Source organism: Polyangium jinanense, from assembly GCF_028435265.1.
GTDB classification, from domain to species: Bacteria; Myxococcota_A; Polyangia; order Polyangiales; family Polyangiaceae; genus Polyangium; species Polyangium jinanense.
Genome location: NZ_JAGTJK010000006.1, coordinates 50,071 through 67,922 on the forward strand (window position 1 = coordinate 50,071; position 17,852 = coordinate 67,922).

Genomic DNA, 17,852 nt, shown 5'->3' on the forward strand with positions numbered 1-17,852 from the left:
GAGCGGCGTGACGGCTCGTGATTCGTGTCTAGACTTCCCTTCATGAGGCTCGTCGGACAGATCCACGTGACGCTCCGGGGCGAGGTCATCCATCGGGAGCCGAGCGTCTGGGAGAAAATCAAGCAACGGCTCGGCGGCTCGCCGGGCCTCGCCACGGACCGCGTGCGCGTGGCGTTCGAGGCGAGCTCGCTCGTCGACGCGATCAAGCGCGCGCTCGTGAGCCTGGGGTTCGACAACGCCGTGTCGCTCGTGGTCGACGATACCGTCGTTTTTCAGGACACGGACGGCAAGGCGGGGGATCTGCCGGATCTCATGATCGCGATGTCGGACCACACATCGCTCTTCGGCAGTGGATTCCGCGAGCTAAGGCTGGCGCTCGAGCATGAGGAGGCCGGCTTGCACCTGCTCGTCGAGACGCGCGCGTTCACCGAGCACCACGCGGGAGAGCCCTCGGCGTATGTCTCGATCGGCGGCCGCCTCCAGGATCTCGAACCCAGGCGCGGCGAGTCCGCGGAGGAATACCGAAATCGTGTCGCGCCGCTCGTCACGGACACGACGCGCCTCGAGGGCGCGCGGCTGCAGTTCGAATCGTTCGTCACGCGCCTCGAGGACGCCTTGCGGGCCACGATGCCCGAGGCGATCATCTCGCAAAAGCGCGCCGAGGCGCTCGTCGTGCGGCCGTCGCGCGAGCCGGAGCAGGAGACGAGGCTCGAACCTTCGAACCCGGCCTACGACCCTTACGCGCGGTATTACCCGAGCCCGATGGGGATGATGCTCGACGTCATGCTGATCTCGTCGTTCATGCACATGATGCATGCACCGATGATCCACGTGGTGAACCCGTCCGGAGCGCATGTCGGATCGGCCGCGGACGTCTCGCAAAACCCTGGGCTCGCGGAGGCCGATTCCACAGATACGGGGGACGGCGGGGACGTCGGCCACGAGGACGGCGGAGGCGACGATTTCGGGGGCGGCGACTTCGGGGGCGACGACTTCGGCGGGGATTTCGGCGGGTTCGACTGATTCTCACGGGTCATCATCGAGTAGCCAAACCGCCGAGCTCTGCTCGACAGGCTCGCCGACGAGCTCCGCTGCAGAATCGAGGATCTCGGGCCACGTCGACGCGGCATACCCAGCACGACGCGCCAGATCGGCGCCCCGCGCCGCGACGATCAAAGCGTGCGCGGCGGGCACATTGTAGCCCGCCGCATAAAGCGGGTTGAGCTCGAGCACCACCGGCCCCCCACCACGAACGAAGGCGAGATCCGCCACGTAACTTGGCGGAAAATCCGCCCCGAGCAGGGCCGGCGCGAGCGAGCGCACGGCGTCGACAACGATTTCACGGCGATCGGCAAGCGCGCTTTCGAGGGCGCGCCGCGGTTCGTCGGCGAGAACCTCGAACGGGCCATGATAACTGGCCATCAGGACGCGACCGCACAGCACCGTGAGCCGCACCTCGAAGGGTACACGAACGGCATCACGCGCGCCCGGGAGCGCCGGCAGCTCGATCCGCTCGAGCTCGAGATGCTCGCGCAATGCGAGGCCGCCGACGTCGAGAGATACGCGCAGGCGGCGGATCACTTCGAAGACGGTCGCCTCGATGTCCGCCTGGTTGCTGCCGAAGTAATGCTCCGGGTTGGTCGACTTGGTCGACGTGTAGAAGCCACGAATGAAGATGCCTTCATGCGGCTCGATCTCCGCATCGAAGAGGGCATTGTAGATCGTCTCGGTCAACAGGTTACGCACGGCCGCTGGTGAATCGATGGCCGCGGCGCATGCGTCGTCCACCGGCAAAAAGGCCGTCCGCGGCGTGGGAATGCCGGCGCGCACGAGGACCGGGTACGAACGATCGAGCCCGAGGACCCGCTCCACGTCGTCGGGAGGGTCGAGGACACACGCGGGCAGAAGGGCGAAGGCGCGATCGAAGACGGTCCGATACCTCTCTCGCGGCAGCATGGGCAGATCGATCCAGCACACGCTGCCGCGCACGTCGCCCGCGTCCAGCGCGTTCGCGTGACGGATGGCGATGTCCCAGCCTTGCAGGCGTGCGAGCTCGGTCCAGAAGGCGTGGCGGCGCTTGATCATGGCCACGTTCCGAGGGTCGGCGTGGGGATCGAAGGCGCGGTCGAGGTCGGAGATCAGCGCGATGCGGGGCACGGCTCAAGCTTCGCACATTTCGAGTAGCCGGGCCCTTCCGGGATCGCCCAGACGTGGTACACCTCAGCGTTCGTCTTGCATCATTTGCAGCTCATGGTGACGCCTGCGCCCGCCACCCGGGCGGTCCAATACACGTGCGTGGCATCGACCGCCACGTCGAACGCGCTTATCTGCGGGCCGCGCGCCACATTGGCCACGTCGCCGCCCTCCTTGGGTACACGAATGACGCCGCGCTCGTCGAGCGAGCCGCCATCCTTGCTGCGCAGCGTGACGTAGACGTCATCGCCGTCCAGCGTGAGGCTCACGGGATCGGCAAGGTCCTTGGCCAGCACGACCGGCGTGCCACCGGCCTTGGGGGCCTTCATCAGCGTGCCGGCCGAGGGCTCGACCCAGTAGACGTTCGTCCCGTCCACCTCGAGCTCGTGGAAAAAAATATGGTATGTGACGGTGGTGGGAGGCGCGATCTCCTCGATCTCGCCGCCTGCCTTGGGCACGCGCACGGTGCGGCCCGAGAGGTCGTCCGCGTTGCCGATGGTGCGCACGTAGACGAACGCGTCGTCGACCGCGATGGAGCCCGCGCCCGAAATCGACGCGAGGGATTCGACCTTGGACATGTCCTTGGGCGTCCGGAAGAGGCCTGCCGTCGACGTGAAATAGACGCTGCTCTCATCCACCGCGACCACGCTGATCGAATCCTGTGCGAGGACCACCGCCCCGCTGCCGTCCTTGTTCATCCGCACGAGCTTCTCGGCGTAATCCACGACGTACAGCGCCTCGTCATCCATGGCCAGCGTGTACGCCAGATTGAATCCCTGCGCGAGGCGCTTCGGCGACGTGCCGCCCGGATCCGCTCGCCATACCGAGTCATCGCGGGTCCAGTAGACGCCGCTCGCATCCGCGACGATACCGTTCACCGCGCTCTCGTCCACGCCCTCGCCGAACGTGACCAGCGGGCATCCGCCAGGGCCGTAGTTCGTATTCGGTTGATCGTTCGTTGCCTGATCGCTGCACCCGGCGATGAGCAGGGTCACCAATACCGAAGAAATTGCACGCACGTTTATCCTCCTGGAAGGAAGCGGGCCGCGCCATGCACACAACGTGCCAGCAATCCATTCCGCGGAGAATGCTCTCCAACTATGAATAGAGGTTCACAGCCACCCGGGCGAAAGGGTCATTCTCGTTCCAGGTTTGTGTTGTAGACCTGGATGGTGTATGAGAAATGTACTTCCGTGGTCGGGAGGGACAACATGAACCGCACGAGACCCCTGATATCGGAAGAAGAAACCAGGCGCCTCGTCGAGGAGGCCGTGCGCAAGACCAGCGCGGAGCACCCCGGCGACGCCGAGGCCATGAAAGCCGCGCTGCACGACGTGTGGCGTGTATGGTCAAGGGACTGGGTGACCAGCATCATGGGCGGCGACGGCGGCACGACCGTCTTCGCGGAGCGCGGCGCGCTGTACATCGGATACCGGTGGCTCGGGCGCGACTGGGAATCCAAGTTCGAATGGCGTGAGGGGCAGTGGGTCGAGACGGAGGCGTACGACGGCTACCTCGAGGGCTGGGGGCTCGTGGACGCGTTCATGTCGGGGTTGCATTTCGATTCTCCGAGCGCGTACCTTTGAGCCCATCGCCGCGTGAGCAACGTGGCCCAACAGCGATTGAGCCGGTTCACGCCGTCGCCGTTCGACGTACCATCCGCACGACCAGCGCGGCGGTCGAAGTCGCCGTCGCCAGCACGACGACGCCCATCCAGCCCCATTGCGCCAGTGCCAAGCTGGCGAGCGCGGCGCCCCCGGCCATTCCGATGAACATACCGGTGAACAGCAGCGCATTCAGACGGCTGCGCGCGCCGGGTTCGATGCCATACACCAGGGTTTGGTGCGCGACCAGCGTCGCCTGAACACCGAAATCGAAGCCAATCGCGGCGACGACGATCAGGCCCAGTTGCGCCGAGGCCGGCAGCAGCGGTGAAAGCGCCATGGTCGCGAACGAAACCGCGGTCAGCCCTGCGCCAAGACGCGTGACGAGCTCCGGTCCACGTCGGTCGGCCAAACGCCCGGCCAGCGGTGCGGCCAGCGCGCCGGCCGCGCCGGCCAGCCCAAAAGCGCCGGCGGCGGCACTGCCCAGGTGGAAGCTGCCGTGCAACATGACCGCCAGCGTCGACCAGAAGCCACCAAAACCGAGCGCCAGCAATCCTTGCGCGAGCGTCGCCTGCCGCAACGCCGGATAACGGCGCCATAACGCAACCAGCGAACCCATCAAGGCGCGGTAGCCTAGCTGGGTCGTGGGCTCAAAGCGCGGCAATCCCTGCCAGGCGACCACGCCGATCAACGCCATGGCGCCCGCGGCCGCCGTATACACGGCGCGCCAGCCAAAATGCTCGGCCACGAAGCCGCTGACCACGCGCGACAGCAGGATGCCCAAAAGCAGGCCGGTCATCACCGTACCCACCACCTTGCCGCGCTGCGATTCCGGCGCCAGCGTCGCGGCAGCCGGCACGATGTCCTGCGCCAGCGTCGCCGTCAGCCCGACGGCCAAGCTGGCCCCGAGCAGCCAGCCAATCCCCGGGGCGAAGCCGCAGAGCAGCAGTGAAAGCGAAAGCAGCGCTGCCTTGACCAGAATGATGCTGCGCCGATCGTATCTATCCCCGAGCGGGGCGAGCAGCAGAATCCCCAGGGCATACCCCAGTTGCGTCGACGTGGGCACCAGGCCCAGAAGCCAGTCGCCAGCTTGGAGGTCCGGGCCGAGCACCCCCAGCATCGGCTGGCTGTAATAGAGCGACGCAACGCTCAGTCCGGCGCCGGTGGCCAGCAGAAGCACGAGCGAGCGGGAGAGCCCGCCCTGGGCAGGGGCGGTGACGGTGACATGCGTGACCTGAATGGATGCCATGGTGGACGCCTCTTCGGTTGACCTGAGGCCATCGTACAAGCCGCTCCGAAGACGTGGTAGCTGCCTCGGGCGCAGACTTGATATACGCTGCGCGTATGACCAACCCAGACATGACCGGCATGGACCGGATCGGCCTGATGCAGACCTTCGTGCGCATCGTCGAGGCCGGCAGCCTCTCGGCCGCGGCCGCGCAACTGGGGACCAGCCAGCCCACCGTGAGCCGGCGCCTGCAGGCGCTCGAGCGCTCCCTGGGCCTCAAGCTGCTGCAGCGCTCGACCCACGTCATGAAACTCACCGACGATGGCGCGCGCTGCTTCGCGCATGCCAAGACGCTCCTGGATCGCTGGGAGGCGATGACCGCCGACCTGCGCGGGGCCAAGGACGCGCCGGAAGGCCATTTACGGGTCCTGGTTCCGCACGCATTCGGGCAGCAGCAGCTCATCGCGCCGTTGACGGCGTACCTGAAGCGTCATCCGCTTGTCACGGTCGAATGGCTGCTCCACGATCGGCGTCCCGATTTCATTGCCGAGGGCATCGATTGCGCCGTGCAGGTCGGCGCGGTGGACGATCCTTCCGTGGTGGCCGTTCGCTTGGCCGAGGTGCCGCGCATCGTCGTGGCCGCCCCGGACTTGTTCCGCGAGCGGCCGCTTCCGCGGCAGCCGGACGATCTCGCGGCGCTGCCATGGCTTGCGCTGCAGACCTATTATCGCAACGAAGTGGCGCTGGTGCGAAAGGCCGATGGCGTCACGCGCCGCTTTGTGATCCGGCCCCGCCTGAGCACCGATAGCCTGTATGCGCTACGCAACGCGATGCTCTCGGGGCTCGGGGCAGGCATCGTCTCTGCGTGGATGGTGACCGACGATCTGGAGCAGGGGCGACTTTTGCACCTGGCACCCGCGTGGGAAGCGCCGCGGCTGCCCGTCCACCTGGTCTATCCCTATGCGCGCTTCTACCCGGCCCGGCTGCGCGTGTTCCTGGAGGCCATGCGCGAAGCGGTGCCGACCATCGCCGGGTAGCTCGAGAACAGGGAAGCGAATCTCGCAGCCTCTCCGCTCCTCCCATTGCCCTGCGCGCGAGAATCGTGCTGCCGCGCGCCCCGGCGATTCGCTTCTTGTCCCGCTTGCTCCACCTGTGTTAGGATCCCGACTGTGCACGCACAGTGCGGCACATCCTTAATGGTGATATCATGCAGGTAAAACGGTTACTTGGGGGTTCCTTGGTCTGCCTCGCTCTCGCTCCGGCTGCGGCTCACGCGGAGCCCGTCACCGTGCCGGAGGGCGTCGCGGACGCCATCGCCGGCGAAGGTACGGGCCTGTGCGCCGCGTCGGCGATAGCGACGAACCCCACAGCGGACTTCGGCCTCCTGAGCCCCGAGAACTTCACGGGGGCGGTCGACACGTTCATCGACGCGCACGCGGCCGATCGCGTCGAGTACGTGCTCCGATCGCTCCTCGATCTGTCCAACAACAACGCGTCCGGGCTCCAGGTGAGCTACGGCGATTTCATCGACGCCGCGCTGCCGGATTGCAAGACAGGTGGGTGCGATTTCTTCGTCAACGACGCGACGACGTCCTTCGCCTCGCGCATGCGCGGCTACTTCAACGTCACAGCCGACCTCGTGAACAAGCCCATCCACTTCGGGGTGTACACGGACGACGCCGTCAGTCTCACGGTGTACGACAAGGCACTCAATGCGTATCCCGTCGTCGTCCGCCCCCCCGAGTTCGGCGCGGCGACGTGGCGCGTGACGAACGAGGTCAACTTCTCGACCCCGGGGCTCTACCCGATCGAGATTCTCTACACCCAGCTCAAGGAGCACGCCGCGCTCGAGATCTCGTATTTCGTAGGGGACTTCGAGGATTTCGAGCGAGCGGCCAACGCGCCGCCCGTCGTCAAGCTCAACGACGAGGGATTCACGCTTTTCCCGGCGACCTCGTTTTTCCAGACGCTGAAGGGCAACCCCTCGAACCCGGATCTCGGCGCCTGCAAGCAATGCGAGCGGCAGTTCATCAACCAGGCCGGCAACAACGGCTGCGACGCCGGGCAGTACTGCAATGACGCGGCGCTCTGCGCGCCTTGCGACACGGACAAAGCCTGCGGGTCGAGCTGCTCGCCTTGCGGCGGCGAAACCCCGTTCTGCGTGGACCTGAACGGCGCCGTCCAGTGCGGCGGTTGCCGCACGGACGCTGATTGCCAGAGTGGCGACACCTGCGATCCGAGCACGAAGACCTGCGAGGAATCGTCTTCGCCCGCGGGCTCGGGTGGAGCCGGCGGAAGCGGCGGCGGTGGCGGCGGCGGTGGCATCGGCGGCGGTGGCACCGGCAGCGGCGGTATCGGCGGCGGCGGCACCGACGGCCTCGAAGGCGGTTGTGCTTGTCGGGCCGAATCGAGCTCATCGAACCCCGGAGCCGCGGGCATTCTGGGTCTCGCGAGCGCGGCGATGGCTTATGCCCGGTCGCGACGGCGCGCGTCCAGCTCCTCGCGCCGTTGACGTTCACGGTCCCACCATAGGCACGTAGCGCCGAGCCACCTCCCAGGACCTCGGCGCCCCCTCCCCCCGGCGTAGCCCCGCGCTGTCCCGAGATCGCCCTGGCGCACGTTATCCCGCGTTCGAGCGCGGCCGGCTGGGCGGATCACTCGTTCCCAGCGCGGCATAATTCCTCTTCGCTTGATTCAAGCTCACCCCATTGGCACCGCCCTCGTAATCCGGCTTGTCAGCCTGGATTGGATCGTCCTCCCATTCGCACTCCTCGCAAATCTCGTAGTGCCCCAATTCCGGGAGTGTGAATTTGCCACAGCAGGGGCATGCATATAGGCAAGAGTCGCTCATGGCATTGTTTGCCGAGGGTATCATCGCTGCGGCGTGACCGGCAAGAGATGCTCATGCCGCGCCGACCGTGTGGCGGCGGGCAACATGTAGCGGGCCGGCAACATCCCTGATCCACGTGTCCTCTGCCGCCGGAAGGCGCGCCGCGCCGAAGGCTCGCGCCCTCCTCGCCAAGCCGCGAAAAAACCTCGTGGCATCGACATTGCTTTTCCCGTCCGCATGACGACCACGCTTCGCCTCTCGACGTCCCTCGCTTCGGCGCTCCTCGTGACTTCGATGGCTCTCCATACGTCCGCCGCGGAGCCGCGCGAGCACGCCTTGTCGGCGACCATCGGCCTCACGCCCCTTTACTTCGGCGAGGCGGTGGGTTTTACGGACGGAGGGGGCGATTACTTCGCCTCCGCCAACGAACCTCTGCTCTTCGGGCTCTCGGCCGATTACATGCGCAGCTACGGCCTCGTTCGCGTGGGCGTCGGACTGCGATACGAAACCGTCCAGGACATGGACTCCCACTGGCCCAGGGGCTGGCAGACATTCTCACACGAGCTCGGAATCTCCGGGCTCCTTTCGCTCGGCGGCACGACCCGCAGTGGCGTGGACATCGCCGCGACGCTCGGCCTCGGGATCGGCCACTCCTGGATACCAAACTTCGATTTGTACCCCCCGAGCTGGGGCGGAACCGGCGAGCTGCTCGTCTCGGTCGCCATTCCGGTCACCCAGGCCTCCGACTTCTTCCTGCGCAGCGGCATGAGCGTGGCCTTTTACATCGGCAACATGACCCAGGAGGGGGAGTATCCTCGTCCCGACGCCGTTCTCCGCCGCGCCTACTTCCCCTTCGAGCTGGGCTTCCGCAGACGCTTTTGACCGCTCCGCAGTCACGGCGCGCTGTCATGCCCGCGTGACACTGTCGCGGCCTCGTAACACGCTTGCGGCTCTTTTCGCGGCTTTTCCCGCCGAATTTCCTGGCAAGCTTCTTGCGATTGCGCTCGACGCGACGACACGATGCGCTATTACGTGACCATCCAGAGCGGGGAAGAGAAGGGGCCGTACGAGGAAAACGAGGTGCGCGCCTGGCTCGCCGCAGGCACCATGCCGAGGACCGCGCCGACCCGCGCCGAGCAGGAAGCCCTCGCCCGTCCCGCCTGGGAAGTTTTTCCGGGCGTGGCGCCCGGGGAGCTTCTGGCTCGGGTTTCTCTTCGCCGGGTTCTGCAACATCGCGGCCGTTCTTTACTTGCTTTTCGGGACGGACACCGCCCCCGAGACCCGTCGCGGGGTCAAATGGGGGCTGTTCGTCGGTTGCGTGGTCCTTCCGATCATCGGCGTCTTCCTCTGGTCGATCAAGCTCATCGCGACCGGCGAGCCCTGATCGCGCGCGTCGACCGTGTGGCGGCGGGCAACATGTAGCGGGCCGGCAACATCCCTGATCCGCGTGTCCTGCGCGGCCGAAAGGCGCGCTCGCGCCGAAACCACGCGCCTTCCTCGTGAGCCGCGAAAAACCTCGTGGCATCGACATTGCTTTCCCCGTCCGCATGACGATCATGCTTCGCTTCTCGACGTCCCTCGCTTCTGCGCTCCTCGTGACTTCGATGGCTCTCCATGCGTCTGCCACGGACCCGCCCGCGCCCGCCAGCGACGCGGAGCCGCGCAAGCACTCCTTGTCGGTGACCGCCGGCCTGACGCCCCTTTATTTCGGTAGTGGCATAAGTTATGACGATCGAGGGGCCGAGTACGAGAACGAGGTCTACGCCTACAAACCGCTGCTCGCCGGGCTCTCGGTCGATTACATGCGCAGCTTCGGCCCCGTCCGCGTGGGCGCCGGACTGCGCTACACGTACACCCAGGACAACGGGCGGACCTTCGCAAACGAGCTCGGGATCAACGGGCTCTTTTCGCTCGGCGGCACGACCAAGAGCGGCGTGGACTTCGCCGCGACGCTCGGCTTCGGAATCGGTCACACCTGGGTACGGCACTACAATTCCCCGGGCTGGGGTGGGACCGGCGAGCTGCTCCTCTCGGTCGCCATTCCGGCCGGCACGGCTTCCGACTTCTTCCTGCGCGGCGGCTTGAGCATGGCCTATTTCACCGGCAACGCGCCTGAGGTCCCGGAAGGGTACTGGCCTCCGGACGAACCCTACCTCATCCGCGCCTACATCCCCTTCGAGCTGGGCTTCCGCAAACGCTTTTGACTGCTCCGCCGATCTGCTAACCTGCCGGTCCCATTGGCCGGCGCTGCGCGCTCGCGGCAGAGGCCCGTTCGAACCTCTCATCGAGATCCTGAGCGCATGACGCCCGTCATCCGTTTTTACAGCATCCAAGACGCCTACGGCGAGTTTTCAAACTTCGCGCCATACCCCATCCTCCTGGACAAGAAACGCTGGCCGACGTCGGAGCACTATTTTCAGGCCCAGAAGTTTCTCGACGCCAACGTGCAGGAACGCATTCGCAGCGCATCCACGCCGCTGCTGGCCGCGCGCCTTGGGCGTGACCGAAAACAACGCCTTCGCGCCGATTGGGAATCGGTGAAGGTTTCCGTGATGCGCCGCGCCGTGGAAGCGAAGTTTCGACAACATGACGACTTGACCGTGCTTCTCCTCTCCACCGCCGACGCTCGCATCGTCGAACACACCGACGCCGACGCATTCTGGGGAGATGGAGGCGATGGCTCGGGGAGGAACATGCTTGGGCGTATCCTCATGGACATTCGTACGATTTTGCAGACGGAACGGCGGAAGTAAGCCGCCGCTCCGAAAACTTTTGTTATTTGTTGTGGTGGTAAATTCCGGTTTTTGATCGACATCGCCCTTGACTTCGCGATTCTGTTTGGGCCCACTAGCCGTGTACGCCTGCCCGCTTGGCGACGCTCGTCCGGAAAGACCCCTCACAGAAGGAACACAGGATGAAGCGACCACCGACCCATCCATTCGCTCCTGCTCGTGCCGCAGCGCTCGCGCTCCTCGTCGTGCTCACCGGCTGCTCCAGCCGCGAGAACACGGGCACCTCCTCGGGATCGACGACCCCGCCTCCGTCGAACGGCGGCAACGACCCGCCGCCGCCCGTCGTCGAGGGTGCCAATTGCGATAACGGCGCGTTCGAGGTCCGCTCCATCGGGACGACCGAGCTCGAAGGCGAGACGTACAAGGTCATCCTCGCCACGCCGTGTGAATACGTCCTCTCCCACGTCCAGGGAAAGAAGAACTTTCCCGTCGAGGAGCGCGAGACGTACTACGTGGCCGACAGCCATTTCGAGCTCCCGTACATCCCTGGCGTCATGGACAACGTCGCCTATACGCCCGGCGAAAAGAACAAGGGATGGGCGAACGGCATGGATGTCGAGGCCGAGGTGCAGAAGCTCGGCGCGCTTCCCGTCCTTTATCACGTCATTCCTGGGTACGAATACGGCTACTTCACCAGGTACGACGACGGCCTCGGCGACATCTTCGGCGCTTTCCGGCCCACCTGGCGGTTCATCAAGAACGGCGGCGACGTGAATCTGCTTTTCTTCGCGCCCCCCGACACCGAGTGGCCGCGTCACCGCGGCGGATGGAATCCGAGGGAGATCAACCAGGAGATCGGCTTCGGTTTTCTCGTCGACACCGACGGCAAGGTCTACATCCCGAAGGGCGTACCGCTCGGACGACAGGAATGGAACGACGAGCTGCGCTGCGTCGTCATCAACAAGGCGAAGCAGCCGGTGCCGGTGACGCGCACCCAGTTCCCCGGCGACGAGTCCTATTACATGGCCGAGACCTTCATGCCGGGATACGCGAGCATCAGCTCGCCCGGCCACCTCTACTGGGGCCACAAGGGCAAACCCATGATCGATGTCGCCAAGTGGGATGGCACCTTGCCCGGCAACTTCGACAAACCCTTCACCGCGGGCTGCAGCCCCGACGGCTACAACGCCGGCCATGCCGAGGGCTTCACCTGGCCGGAGCTCCGCGAGAAGATGCGCGACGAATACCTGGCCGGCAACATTGACGCGATCCCCAAGGAAAACCTCTATCGCATCAAGGTCTACCGGAAGGACGAACCGAACGGCGCCGTCGAGCTCCAGGGCGAGCTCTTCTACGAATGGGACGGCGACGAGTGGCTCCCTCGCGCCACGGGCGAAAAGCTCATCACGATCGACGAGGCCCGGTCGACGTACCGGATCAGCGGGCACCTCGGCGACGGCCAGCGCGCATTCATCGTGATCGAGGATCTCTGAAACGAGGAGAGGACCGCCTCCCAAAGGAAACGCGACTATGATGAAGCTCTCTCGGCTGTTCGTGCACGCTGCTTTCGGGATCCTCGCCTGCGCCTGCGGAAGCGCGCGCGACGACGACGGTGGTGGCCAAGGGGGCACCGGCGGGAACGGCGGGAGCGGCGGGACGTCGACGACGAGCGCGGGCCCCGGCGGCGGCGGCGGAGGCCTGGGCACGCACCCCACGGAGCCGAGCACGCCCACGCGGGGCGGGACCATGACCTTCAAAAATGTCGGCGCGCCCGGTTGGTGGCCGCGCCGCATCGATCGCGACGCGGGCGATCCGGCCTGTACCTACAAGGACGGGACGGATACCTGGGGCGGGCATTGCTGCATGAAGGAGCAGCACACGACGAGCACCACGCTCGCGCCTTTCGACGAGGAGATGACCCTCATCATGAAGGCCATCCGCCTGAAGCAGCTCGCCGTCTACCAGCCTTCCGAAAGCGCGTCTTCCTGGTCGATGATCTCGTCCTGGGACGCGCAGAGCGGCCAGGGATCGAATCTCGTCGTCACCGAAGGGCAGATGACGTCCGCCGACTTCACGGGCGACCTCACGAAAAAGGATTGCGTCAACTACTTCATGCAGGAAGCGCAATTCCCGTGTGGCGACGGGAAGGACTATTACTGCCCGAACGACCCGGGCATCAACCACCTCGGCTGGTCGGGCTCGAAGCTCATCGTCTTCCTCGGGTCGATGACGTTCGACGACGCGGGCGTGACGAAGTGCGACGGCGACGGGCAAGGCCACGCGGGCCCGTGGGTCGCGTTCGTCGCGTCCGAGCTGATTCGCGACGGCGGCCGCAAGTGGAACGGGCTCTGCAATTGCTACTCGAAAACGGGCACGGTCGGCGACGGCTGCGGTGAGATCAACGTCTTCGAAGTCGTGCTCGACAACAATCAATACAGCAACCGAGAATTCATGAGCACCGGCGTCCGCTCGTACCAGGCGGGTCATGTCGGCGGCAACGTCTGCGGGGAGGGCTGCGACCGCGACGCCTTCGCCGACGATGTCGAGGTCGTCGACGCCTGCGCGAAGAAGGCCTACACGAGCGGCCCCGAGATCGAAGTCGGCGGCGGCGCGGACGGCTGCCCCGTGTGGCGCCGTCCCATCGGCGATCGGTATTTCATGATCCTGCTCGACGAAAAGCAGCGGGAGATTCAGGTCGCCGTCATCCACCCCGAAAAGATTCCCGCGGAAGCCGCCGGGATGCTCCCCTTGCTTCCCGGCGCCCTGTCCCGTGACACGATCGATGCGCTTCTCTCGATGCGTTTGCCCGAGTGATCGAACCCCACGCGGAGGCGACCCTGTCCATGATTCATGACGCAAGAACTCGATGGCTTTCGGGCGCGGCAGCGATGGCGGCGCTCGTTTTTGCGGCCTCGTGCGGCTCGAGCGAGCCGTCCCCGGGCTCGGGCTCGGGCTCGGGCGCGGGCTCGGGCTCGGGCAGCGGCGGTGCCGGCGGGTCGATGGCCGAAAGCTCGAGCTCCAGCTCGACCGGCGGCGGGCCGCCGATCAACCCTTCCACCGGCTGCAAGCGCGGCGTCGCCTATGGTTACCATTCGAAGGCGGACATGCAGGCGCTCTCGCCGGGGGTATCGTGGTGGTACAACTGGACGCACGTGCCGGACGAGGGCGTGAAGCCGGACGCATACAAGACGCTCGGCGTCGAGTACGTGCCGATGGTATGGGGCGGCGGCGGCCTCGACAGCATGCGCGCCGCGCAGATCGCCAGCGAGATCCCCGACGAGACGAGCTTTTTGCTCGGCTTCAACGAGCCGAATTTCGGCGAGCAGGCCAATCTGTCGGCGACCGAAGCCGCGGCGCTCTGGCCCCACGTGGAGGCGGTCGCCGACGCGCGCGGCCTCGCGCTGGTATCGCCCGCCGTGAACTTCTGCGGCGGAGCGTGCCAGGAGACGGATCCCTTCAAGTACCTCGACGAATTCTTCGCCGCCTGCGAGGGGTGCCGCGTCGATTACATCGGCATCCACATCTACACGGCCTGCCAGGGCGACGGGACCAACAAGGCCCGGTGGCTCATCAACCACATCGAGACCTACAAAACGCGGTTCGACAAGCCGATCTGGCTGACCGAGTTCGCCTGCGACAACGCAGGCTCGCTCGCCGAGCAAAAAGACTTCATGATCGACGCGCTCGAGTATCTGGAGAACGAGCCGCGCATTGCGCGGTACGCGTGGTTCTCGGGTCGCGCAAACAACGTGGCGAACGCGAACCTGCTCGGAGAAGACGGCGTGCTGACCGAGCTCGGCCAAGCGTACGTCGAGGCACCACAAAAACCCTGCGAGTGATGGGCCCGCTGGCGTTTCGCCATCGGGCTCCTATCCTTCGCGCATGGTTCCTCTTTCCGTTCTCGACCTCTCGCCCATCGTGCAGGGCGGCAGCGCGTCCCAGGCCCTCCACAACACGCTGGACCTCGCTCGGCACGTGGAGCGCTGGGGGTATCGACGCTTCTGGCTGGCCGAGCACCACAACATGCCGGGCATCGCCAGCGCGGCGACCGCGGTCGTGATGGGCCACGTGGCCTCGGGCACCTCGACCATCCGGGTTGGCGCGGGCGGCATCATGCTGCCGAACCACGCGCCGCTGGTGATCGCCGAGCAGTTCGGCACGCTCGAAGCGCTTTACCCCGGCCGCATCGAGCTCGGCCTCGGCCGGGCGCCGGGCACGGACCAGGTTACCGCGCACGCGCTCCGGCGCAGCCTCGAAAGCGACGCCGATGCCTTCCCGCAGGACGTCGTGGAGCTGATGGCCTATTTTCGAGAGCCCGAGCCGGGGCAAAGGGTGCGAGCCATCCCGGGAATGGGGCTCCACGTGCCGATCTGGATCCTCGGTTCGAGCCTCTTCGGCGCGCAGCTCGCGGCCGCGCTCGGCCTGCCCTATGCGTTCGCCTCCCATTTCGCGCCGGCCGCCATGACGCAGGCCATCCAGGTGTATCGCAGCCGATTCAAGCCCTCGGCGCAGCTCGACCGGCCTTACGTCATGCTGGGCCTGAACGTCTTCGCGGCCCCCACCGACGAGGAGGCGCGCTTCTTGATGACCTCGCTCCAGCAATCGTTCCTCCAGTTGCGAACCGGCAACCCGGGCCCGCTGCCGCCGCCGATCGAACATTTCGAGCGTCGGTTGTCCCCTGCGGAGCGAATGATGCTCGATCAGGCCTTGTCGTGCTCGGTGGTGGGTTCGCCGGAAACGGTTCGTGAGGGGCTGCGCGCATTCGTGGACCGGACCGGGGCGGACGAGCTCATGGTGACGTCGCACGTGTACGATCACGCGGCGCGGCTGCGTTCGTTCGAGATTGCGGCAAACGCGCGGGATGAGCTCGCCCGCGCGAACGTATGAATCGAGCGGCGCCGAAACGCGCGCGGCGAACGCTCAGAAGGGATCATCCCCCGAGGGAAAGTTATCGAAATCGATCTCTCCTCGATCCGGAGGGCGCTTGTACACGTGCGACTCCTTCGTCCGCTCTCCGGTCCACGGTGACAGGATGCCTTCTCGCAGCAGCGCCTCGAAGCGCTCGGGCCGGCAGAACATCCAGTTCGGCTCGCCGCCATTGCACCCGCTGTGAAACGGCCCGCAGAAACGCTCTCCTTGGCCTTCTTTTTCGAGGAGCGCATTGGCCGCTGCGCATAGCATCTCGCACAGCCGATCGCGTGCCTCGGCCTCATCGGTCTCGGGGCGGTCGAGATCTTTTCTCGCAGCAGCGACAATCTTCCGCTTCGGGATCTTCCCGCGGACGTGAACAACGCCCTCGAGCAGCCCGACCATCTCGTCCACGCCGACCTTCGGGTCGTCGTCCCACCACATCTCCGGGAAGCAAACCTGCTCACGCAAGAATCGCTCGACGAGGTGCTCGTGCGGATCCCAGAACGGCGCGCCCTCGGCGACGAGGGACGCGAGCACCTCGCGCACGTGAGCTTCCGGATCCGCGGGCAAACCTTCGACCCCTGCGCGCCGGAACCTCGCGAGCACCGCGCGAACTCGCTCGACATCCTCCGGCGTGGGCTCGATCTCCCGGACGAGCGTGGCCACCTTGCAGGCAACGCCGCCTCGCTCGCCGGGCTGCACGTCCGCGAGCACCTTGCCTCCGTGCCCTTCGTTGATGAGCCGCCGTACGCCCGCCGTGATGCGCGTCGCGGGCACGATGTAGCTTGGCACGCCGGCACCGAGGAGCTCGACCTCCTGCGGCCCGATCTGTTTTCCGAGGATGACGACGTGGATGGGCATCGATGCGGGCCCCACTATGCCATGACGCCCGGCGCTTCGCTCGTGAAAGCACGTACGGCGTCGAACCCGCGCGCGGCGAAACGAGGCGCGTAATCGCGCTCCAGCGCTCGCTTCACGATCTGGCCGTACCGAGCCGGCGGCATGAGCCCCCAGGCGCGATCCTCCGCGGCGATCGCATCCCTTCCGCTTGCGCTGGGCGGCGCGTAGCTCCGCTTCAGGCGCCCGAACATCGCCGGGAGCTCGGCATCCACGAGGCGCCGCACATCGTCGGCAAACGGCAATTCGAGGAAGTGGTCGAGCAGGCTCCAGCCGAAATCCCGGTGCCGAACCTCGTCACGTAACACGCGGTCGAGCGTGCGTCGCGCTTGCGGGACGGTACACCCTTCGCGCAGCACTTTGAACAGCGGCACTGCCACCGTTTCGCCCAGGCAAAACACCTCGACCCCCGCGCGCGCCGCGGCCAGGTGAAGGGGCTCCGATGGATTGCGACGCAGCCCGAGCGTCTCCTGGGCGAGGATGGGCATCTCCTTTCCGCCGGCCGCTCGGTATGTCGCGTGGCTCATGCGGGCGTGGGCCAGCTCGTCCTTGACGATACGCAGACCGTCGTGAATGAGGTCGGGCGAGACGCCGAGCTGGATGAGCCAGAGCGTCAGGTGCTGGGTGATCGCGGCGGAGCGGTATTCGGCGTGCACGCGGCGGAGCCATTCGGCGCGGACCGCTTCGCTCGCGGCGGCGCGAGGAGCGCGTTTCGGAGAGGGCGAGGGCATGGCGGGTTCAGGGGCCCTCGGGCAGGCATACCTTGACGGTCATGCCGCAAGCGTCGCAAGGTTGGTTGTGGCAGGGATTGATGATTGCCTCCTGGCAAGTTCCGCCATCGGCACAAGTGAAGCCGACGCAGTCCAGCTCGGCAAAGCAGCCTGCCTGCGGGAGGGCAGGCATCCCGCAGCCCGGAACGAGCCAGCGGCAGTTCTCTGCCGCGTCGCACTCCGCCTCGGTCGCGAGGGCCTGGCAAGTGTCCGAGGGATTGTCGGGCGGGACCGGGGGATTGCATGAAATCCCCGCATCGATGACCCAGGCCGCATCCTTACACGTGGCCAATGCGGGTTGAGGACCGCAGCCGATGTCGAACTCGTAGTTGCACGTGATCTGGTCGCTGCAAGGCTCTCCCTGCGTCGGCATTTCAGCAGGGCACGGTTGCGGGACCGGAGGATTGCATGAAATCCCCGCATCGACGACCCAGGCGTCATCCTTGCACGTGGCCGTTAGGGGTTGAGGACCGCAGCCGACATCGAACTCGTAGTTGCACGTGAGGTCACCACTGCAAGCCTCTCCCTGGTTCGGCTTTTCGGGAGGACATGAAGGCTCCTCGGTGGCGGGCGGGTTCGACGTGACGGTGCTGAAACACCCAGGCAGGAGCGCGACGGTCGCCGCCTGGGCAAAGGTGACGACGAAGGGCTTTCGTCGAGGCTTCTGCTTTCGGGGAAGAGGCATGG

19 protein-coding genes are annotated in these 17,852 nt (G+C 66.1%); 12 read left to right on the forward strand and 7 right to left on the reverse strand.

Annotated features, from left to right (window positions below):
• The first annotated feature begins 42 nt into the window (after window positions 1-42).
• Window positions 43-1,023, forward strand: coding sequence for a hypothetical protein (locus tag KEG38_RS15160; RefSeq protein WP_272420160.1), 981 nt, complete (start codon window positions 43-45; stop codon window positions 1,021-1,023).
• A gap of 3 nt (window positions 1,024-1,026) precedes the next feature.
• Here the strand turns inward: KEG38_RS15160 and KEG38_RS15165 are convergent, their stop codons facing one another.
• Together KEG38_RS15165 and KEG38_RS15170 are read right to left on the reverse strand one after the other, a co-directional pair.
• A complete protein-coding gene (locus KEG38_RS15165; protein ID WP_272420161.1) occupies window positions 1,027-2,157 on the reverse strand; it encodes an ATP-grasp domain-containing protein in 1,131 nt (376 codons plus the stop codon).
• An 80-nt stretch (window positions 2,158-2,237) separates the two neighbouring features.
• On the reverse strand, window positions 2,238-3,212 hold the full coding sequence (locus KEG38_RS15170) for a DUF5050 domain-containing protein (protein ID WP_272420162.1): 975 nt from the start codon (window positions 3,210-3,212) through the stop codon (window positions 2,238-2,240).
• 192 nt (window positions 3,213-3,404) lie between these two features.
• Between KEG38_RS15170 and KEG38_RS15175 the strand changes: the two genes are divergently transcribed.
• Window positions 3,405-3,779, forward strand: a complete 375-nt coding sequence (locus KEG38_RS15175) for a hypothetical protein (RefSeq protein ID WP_272420163.1) — start codon at window positions 3,405-3,407, stop codon at window positions 3,777-3,779.
• A gap of 46 nt (window positions 3,780-3,825) precedes the next feature.
• Here KEG38_RS15175 and KEG38_RS15180 read toward each other — a convergent pair whose 3' ends face one another.
• Window positions 3,826-5,046: an MFS transporter gene (locus KEG38_RS15180; RefSeq protein WP_272420164.1), complete on the reverse strand. Its 1,221-nt coding sequence runs from the start codon at window positions 5,044-5,046 to the stop codon at window positions 3,826-3,828.
• A gap of 95 nt (window positions 5,047-5,141) precedes the next feature.
• Here KEG38_RS15180 and KEG38_RS15185 point away from each other — a divergent pair, with 95 nt between their 5' ends.
• Together KEG38_RS15185 and traA are read left to right on the forward strand one after the other, a co-directional pair.
• Window positions 5,142-6,062, forward strand: coding sequence for a LysR family transcriptional regulator (locus KEG38_RS15185; protein ID WP_272420165.1), 921 nt, complete (start codon window positions 5,142-5,144; stop codon window positions 6,060-6,062).
• Window positions 6,063-6,313: 251 nt separating this feature from the next.
• Window positions 6,314-7,537 carry an outer membrane exchange protein TraA family protein gene (gene traA / locus KEG38_RS15190; RefSeq protein ID WP_272420166.1) on the forward strand — a complete coding sequence of 408 codons (1,224 nt, stop codon included), beginning with the start codon at window positions 6,314-6,316 and terminating at the stop codon, window positions 7,535-7,537.
• 108 nt (window positions 7,538-7,645) lie between these two features.
• On the opposite strand, the gene KEG38_RS56000 is transcribed toward traA, so the two are convergent.
• Window positions 7,646-7,900, reverse strand: a complete 255-nt coding sequence (locus KEG38_RS56000) for a CPCC family cysteine-rich protein (RefSeq protein ID WP_372518172.1) — start codon at window positions 7,898-7,900, stop codon at window positions 7,646-7,648.
• Window positions 7,901-8,092: 192 nt separating this feature from the next.
• Between KEG38_RS56000 and KEG38_RS15195 the strand changes: the two genes are divergently transcribed.
• The 8 genes from KEG38_RS15195 to KEG38_RS15230 all read left to right on the forward strand — a co-directional run bounded on the left by KEG38_RS15195 (window position 8,093) and on the right by KEG38_RS15230 (window position 15,474).
• Window positions 8,093-8,737: a hypothetical protein gene (locus tag KEG38_RS15195; protein WP_272420167.1), complete on the forward strand. Its 645-nt coding sequence runs from the start codon at window positions 8,093-8,095 to the stop codon at window positions 8,735-8,737.
• A gap of 367 nt (window positions 8,738-9,104) precedes the next feature.
• Window positions 9,105-9,239 carry a hypothetical protein gene (locus KEG38_RS15200; RefSeq protein ID WP_272420168.1) on the forward strand — a complete coding sequence of 45 codons (135 nt, stop codon included), beginning with the start codon at window positions 9,105-9,107 and terminating at the stop codon, window positions 9,237-9,239.
• Window positions 9,240-9,354: 115 nt separating this feature from the next.
• The gene (locus KEG38_RS15205; protein WP_272420169.1) at window positions 9,355-10,059 is read left to right on the forward strand and encodes a hypothetical protein; all 705 of its coding nucleotides are present in this window, start codon (window positions 9,355-9,357) and stop codon (window positions 10,057-10,059) included.
• Between the two features lie 96 nt (window positions 10,060-10,155).
• Window positions 10,156-10,608: a riboflavin biosynthesis intermediates N-glycosidase gene (gene ybiA / locus KEG38_RS15210; protein WP_272420170.1), complete on the forward strand. Its 453-nt coding sequence runs from the start codon at window positions 10,156-10,158 to the stop codon at window positions 10,606-10,608.
• Window positions 10,609-10,769: 161 nt separating this feature from the next.
• Window positions 10,770-12,080 carry a hypothetical protein gene (locus tag KEG38_RS15215; RefSeq protein ID WP_272420171.1) on the forward strand — a complete coding sequence of 437 codons (1,311 nt, stop codon included), beginning with the start codon at window positions 10,770-10,772 and terminating at the stop codon, window positions 12,078-12,080.
• Window positions 12,081-12,117: 37 nt separating this feature from the next.
• On the forward strand, window positions 12,118-13,401 hold the full coding sequence (locus tag KEG38_RS15220; protein ID WP_272420172.1) for a DUF2403 domain-containing lipoprotein: 1,284 nt from the start codon (window positions 12,118-12,120) through the stop codon (window positions 13,399-13,401).
• A gap of 29 nt (window positions 13,402-13,430) precedes the next feature.
• The gene (locus tag KEG38_RS15225; protein ID WP_272420173.1) at window positions 13,431-14,426 is read left to right on the forward strand and encodes a glycoside hydrolase family protein; all 996 of its coding nucleotides are present in this window, start codon (window positions 13,431-13,433) and stop codon (window positions 14,424-14,426) included.
• 43 nt (window positions 14,427-14,469) lie between these two features.
• Complete coding sequence (locus KEG38_RS15230; protein WP_272420174.1) at window positions 14,470-15,474, forward strand: LLM class flavin-dependent oxidoreductase; 1,005 nt, start codon at window positions 14,470-14,472, stop codon at window positions 15,472-15,474.
• Window positions 15,475-15,507: 33 nt separating this feature from the next.
• Here KEG38_RS15230 and KEG38_RS15235 read toward each other — a convergent pair whose 3' ends face one another.
• The 3 genes from KEG38_RS15235 to KEG38_RS15245 are packed head-to-tail and all read right to left on the reverse strand — an operon-like array spanning window position 15,508 to window position 17,850.
• Window positions 15,508-16,359 carry a hypothetical protein gene (locus KEG38_RS15235; protein ID WP_272420175.1) on the reverse strand — a complete coding sequence of 284 codons (852 nt, stop codon included), beginning with the start codon at window positions 16,357-16,359 and terminating at the stop codon, window positions 15,508-15,510.
• A gap of 14 nt (window positions 16,360-16,373) precedes the next feature.
• Window positions 16,374-17,126: a ferritin-like domain-containing protein gene (locus KEG38_RS15240; RefSeq protein ID WP_272420176.1), complete on the reverse strand. Its 753-nt coding sequence runs from the start codon at window positions 17,124-17,126 to the stop codon at window positions 16,374-16,376.
• 7 nt (window positions 17,127-17,133) lie between these two features.
• Window positions 17,134-17,850, reverse strand: coding sequence for a hypothetical protein (locus KEG38_RS15245; protein WP_272420177.1), 717 nt, complete (start codon window positions 17,848-17,850; stop codon window positions 17,134-17,136).
• Between the last annotated feature and the right edge of the window lie 2 nt (window positions 17,851-17,852).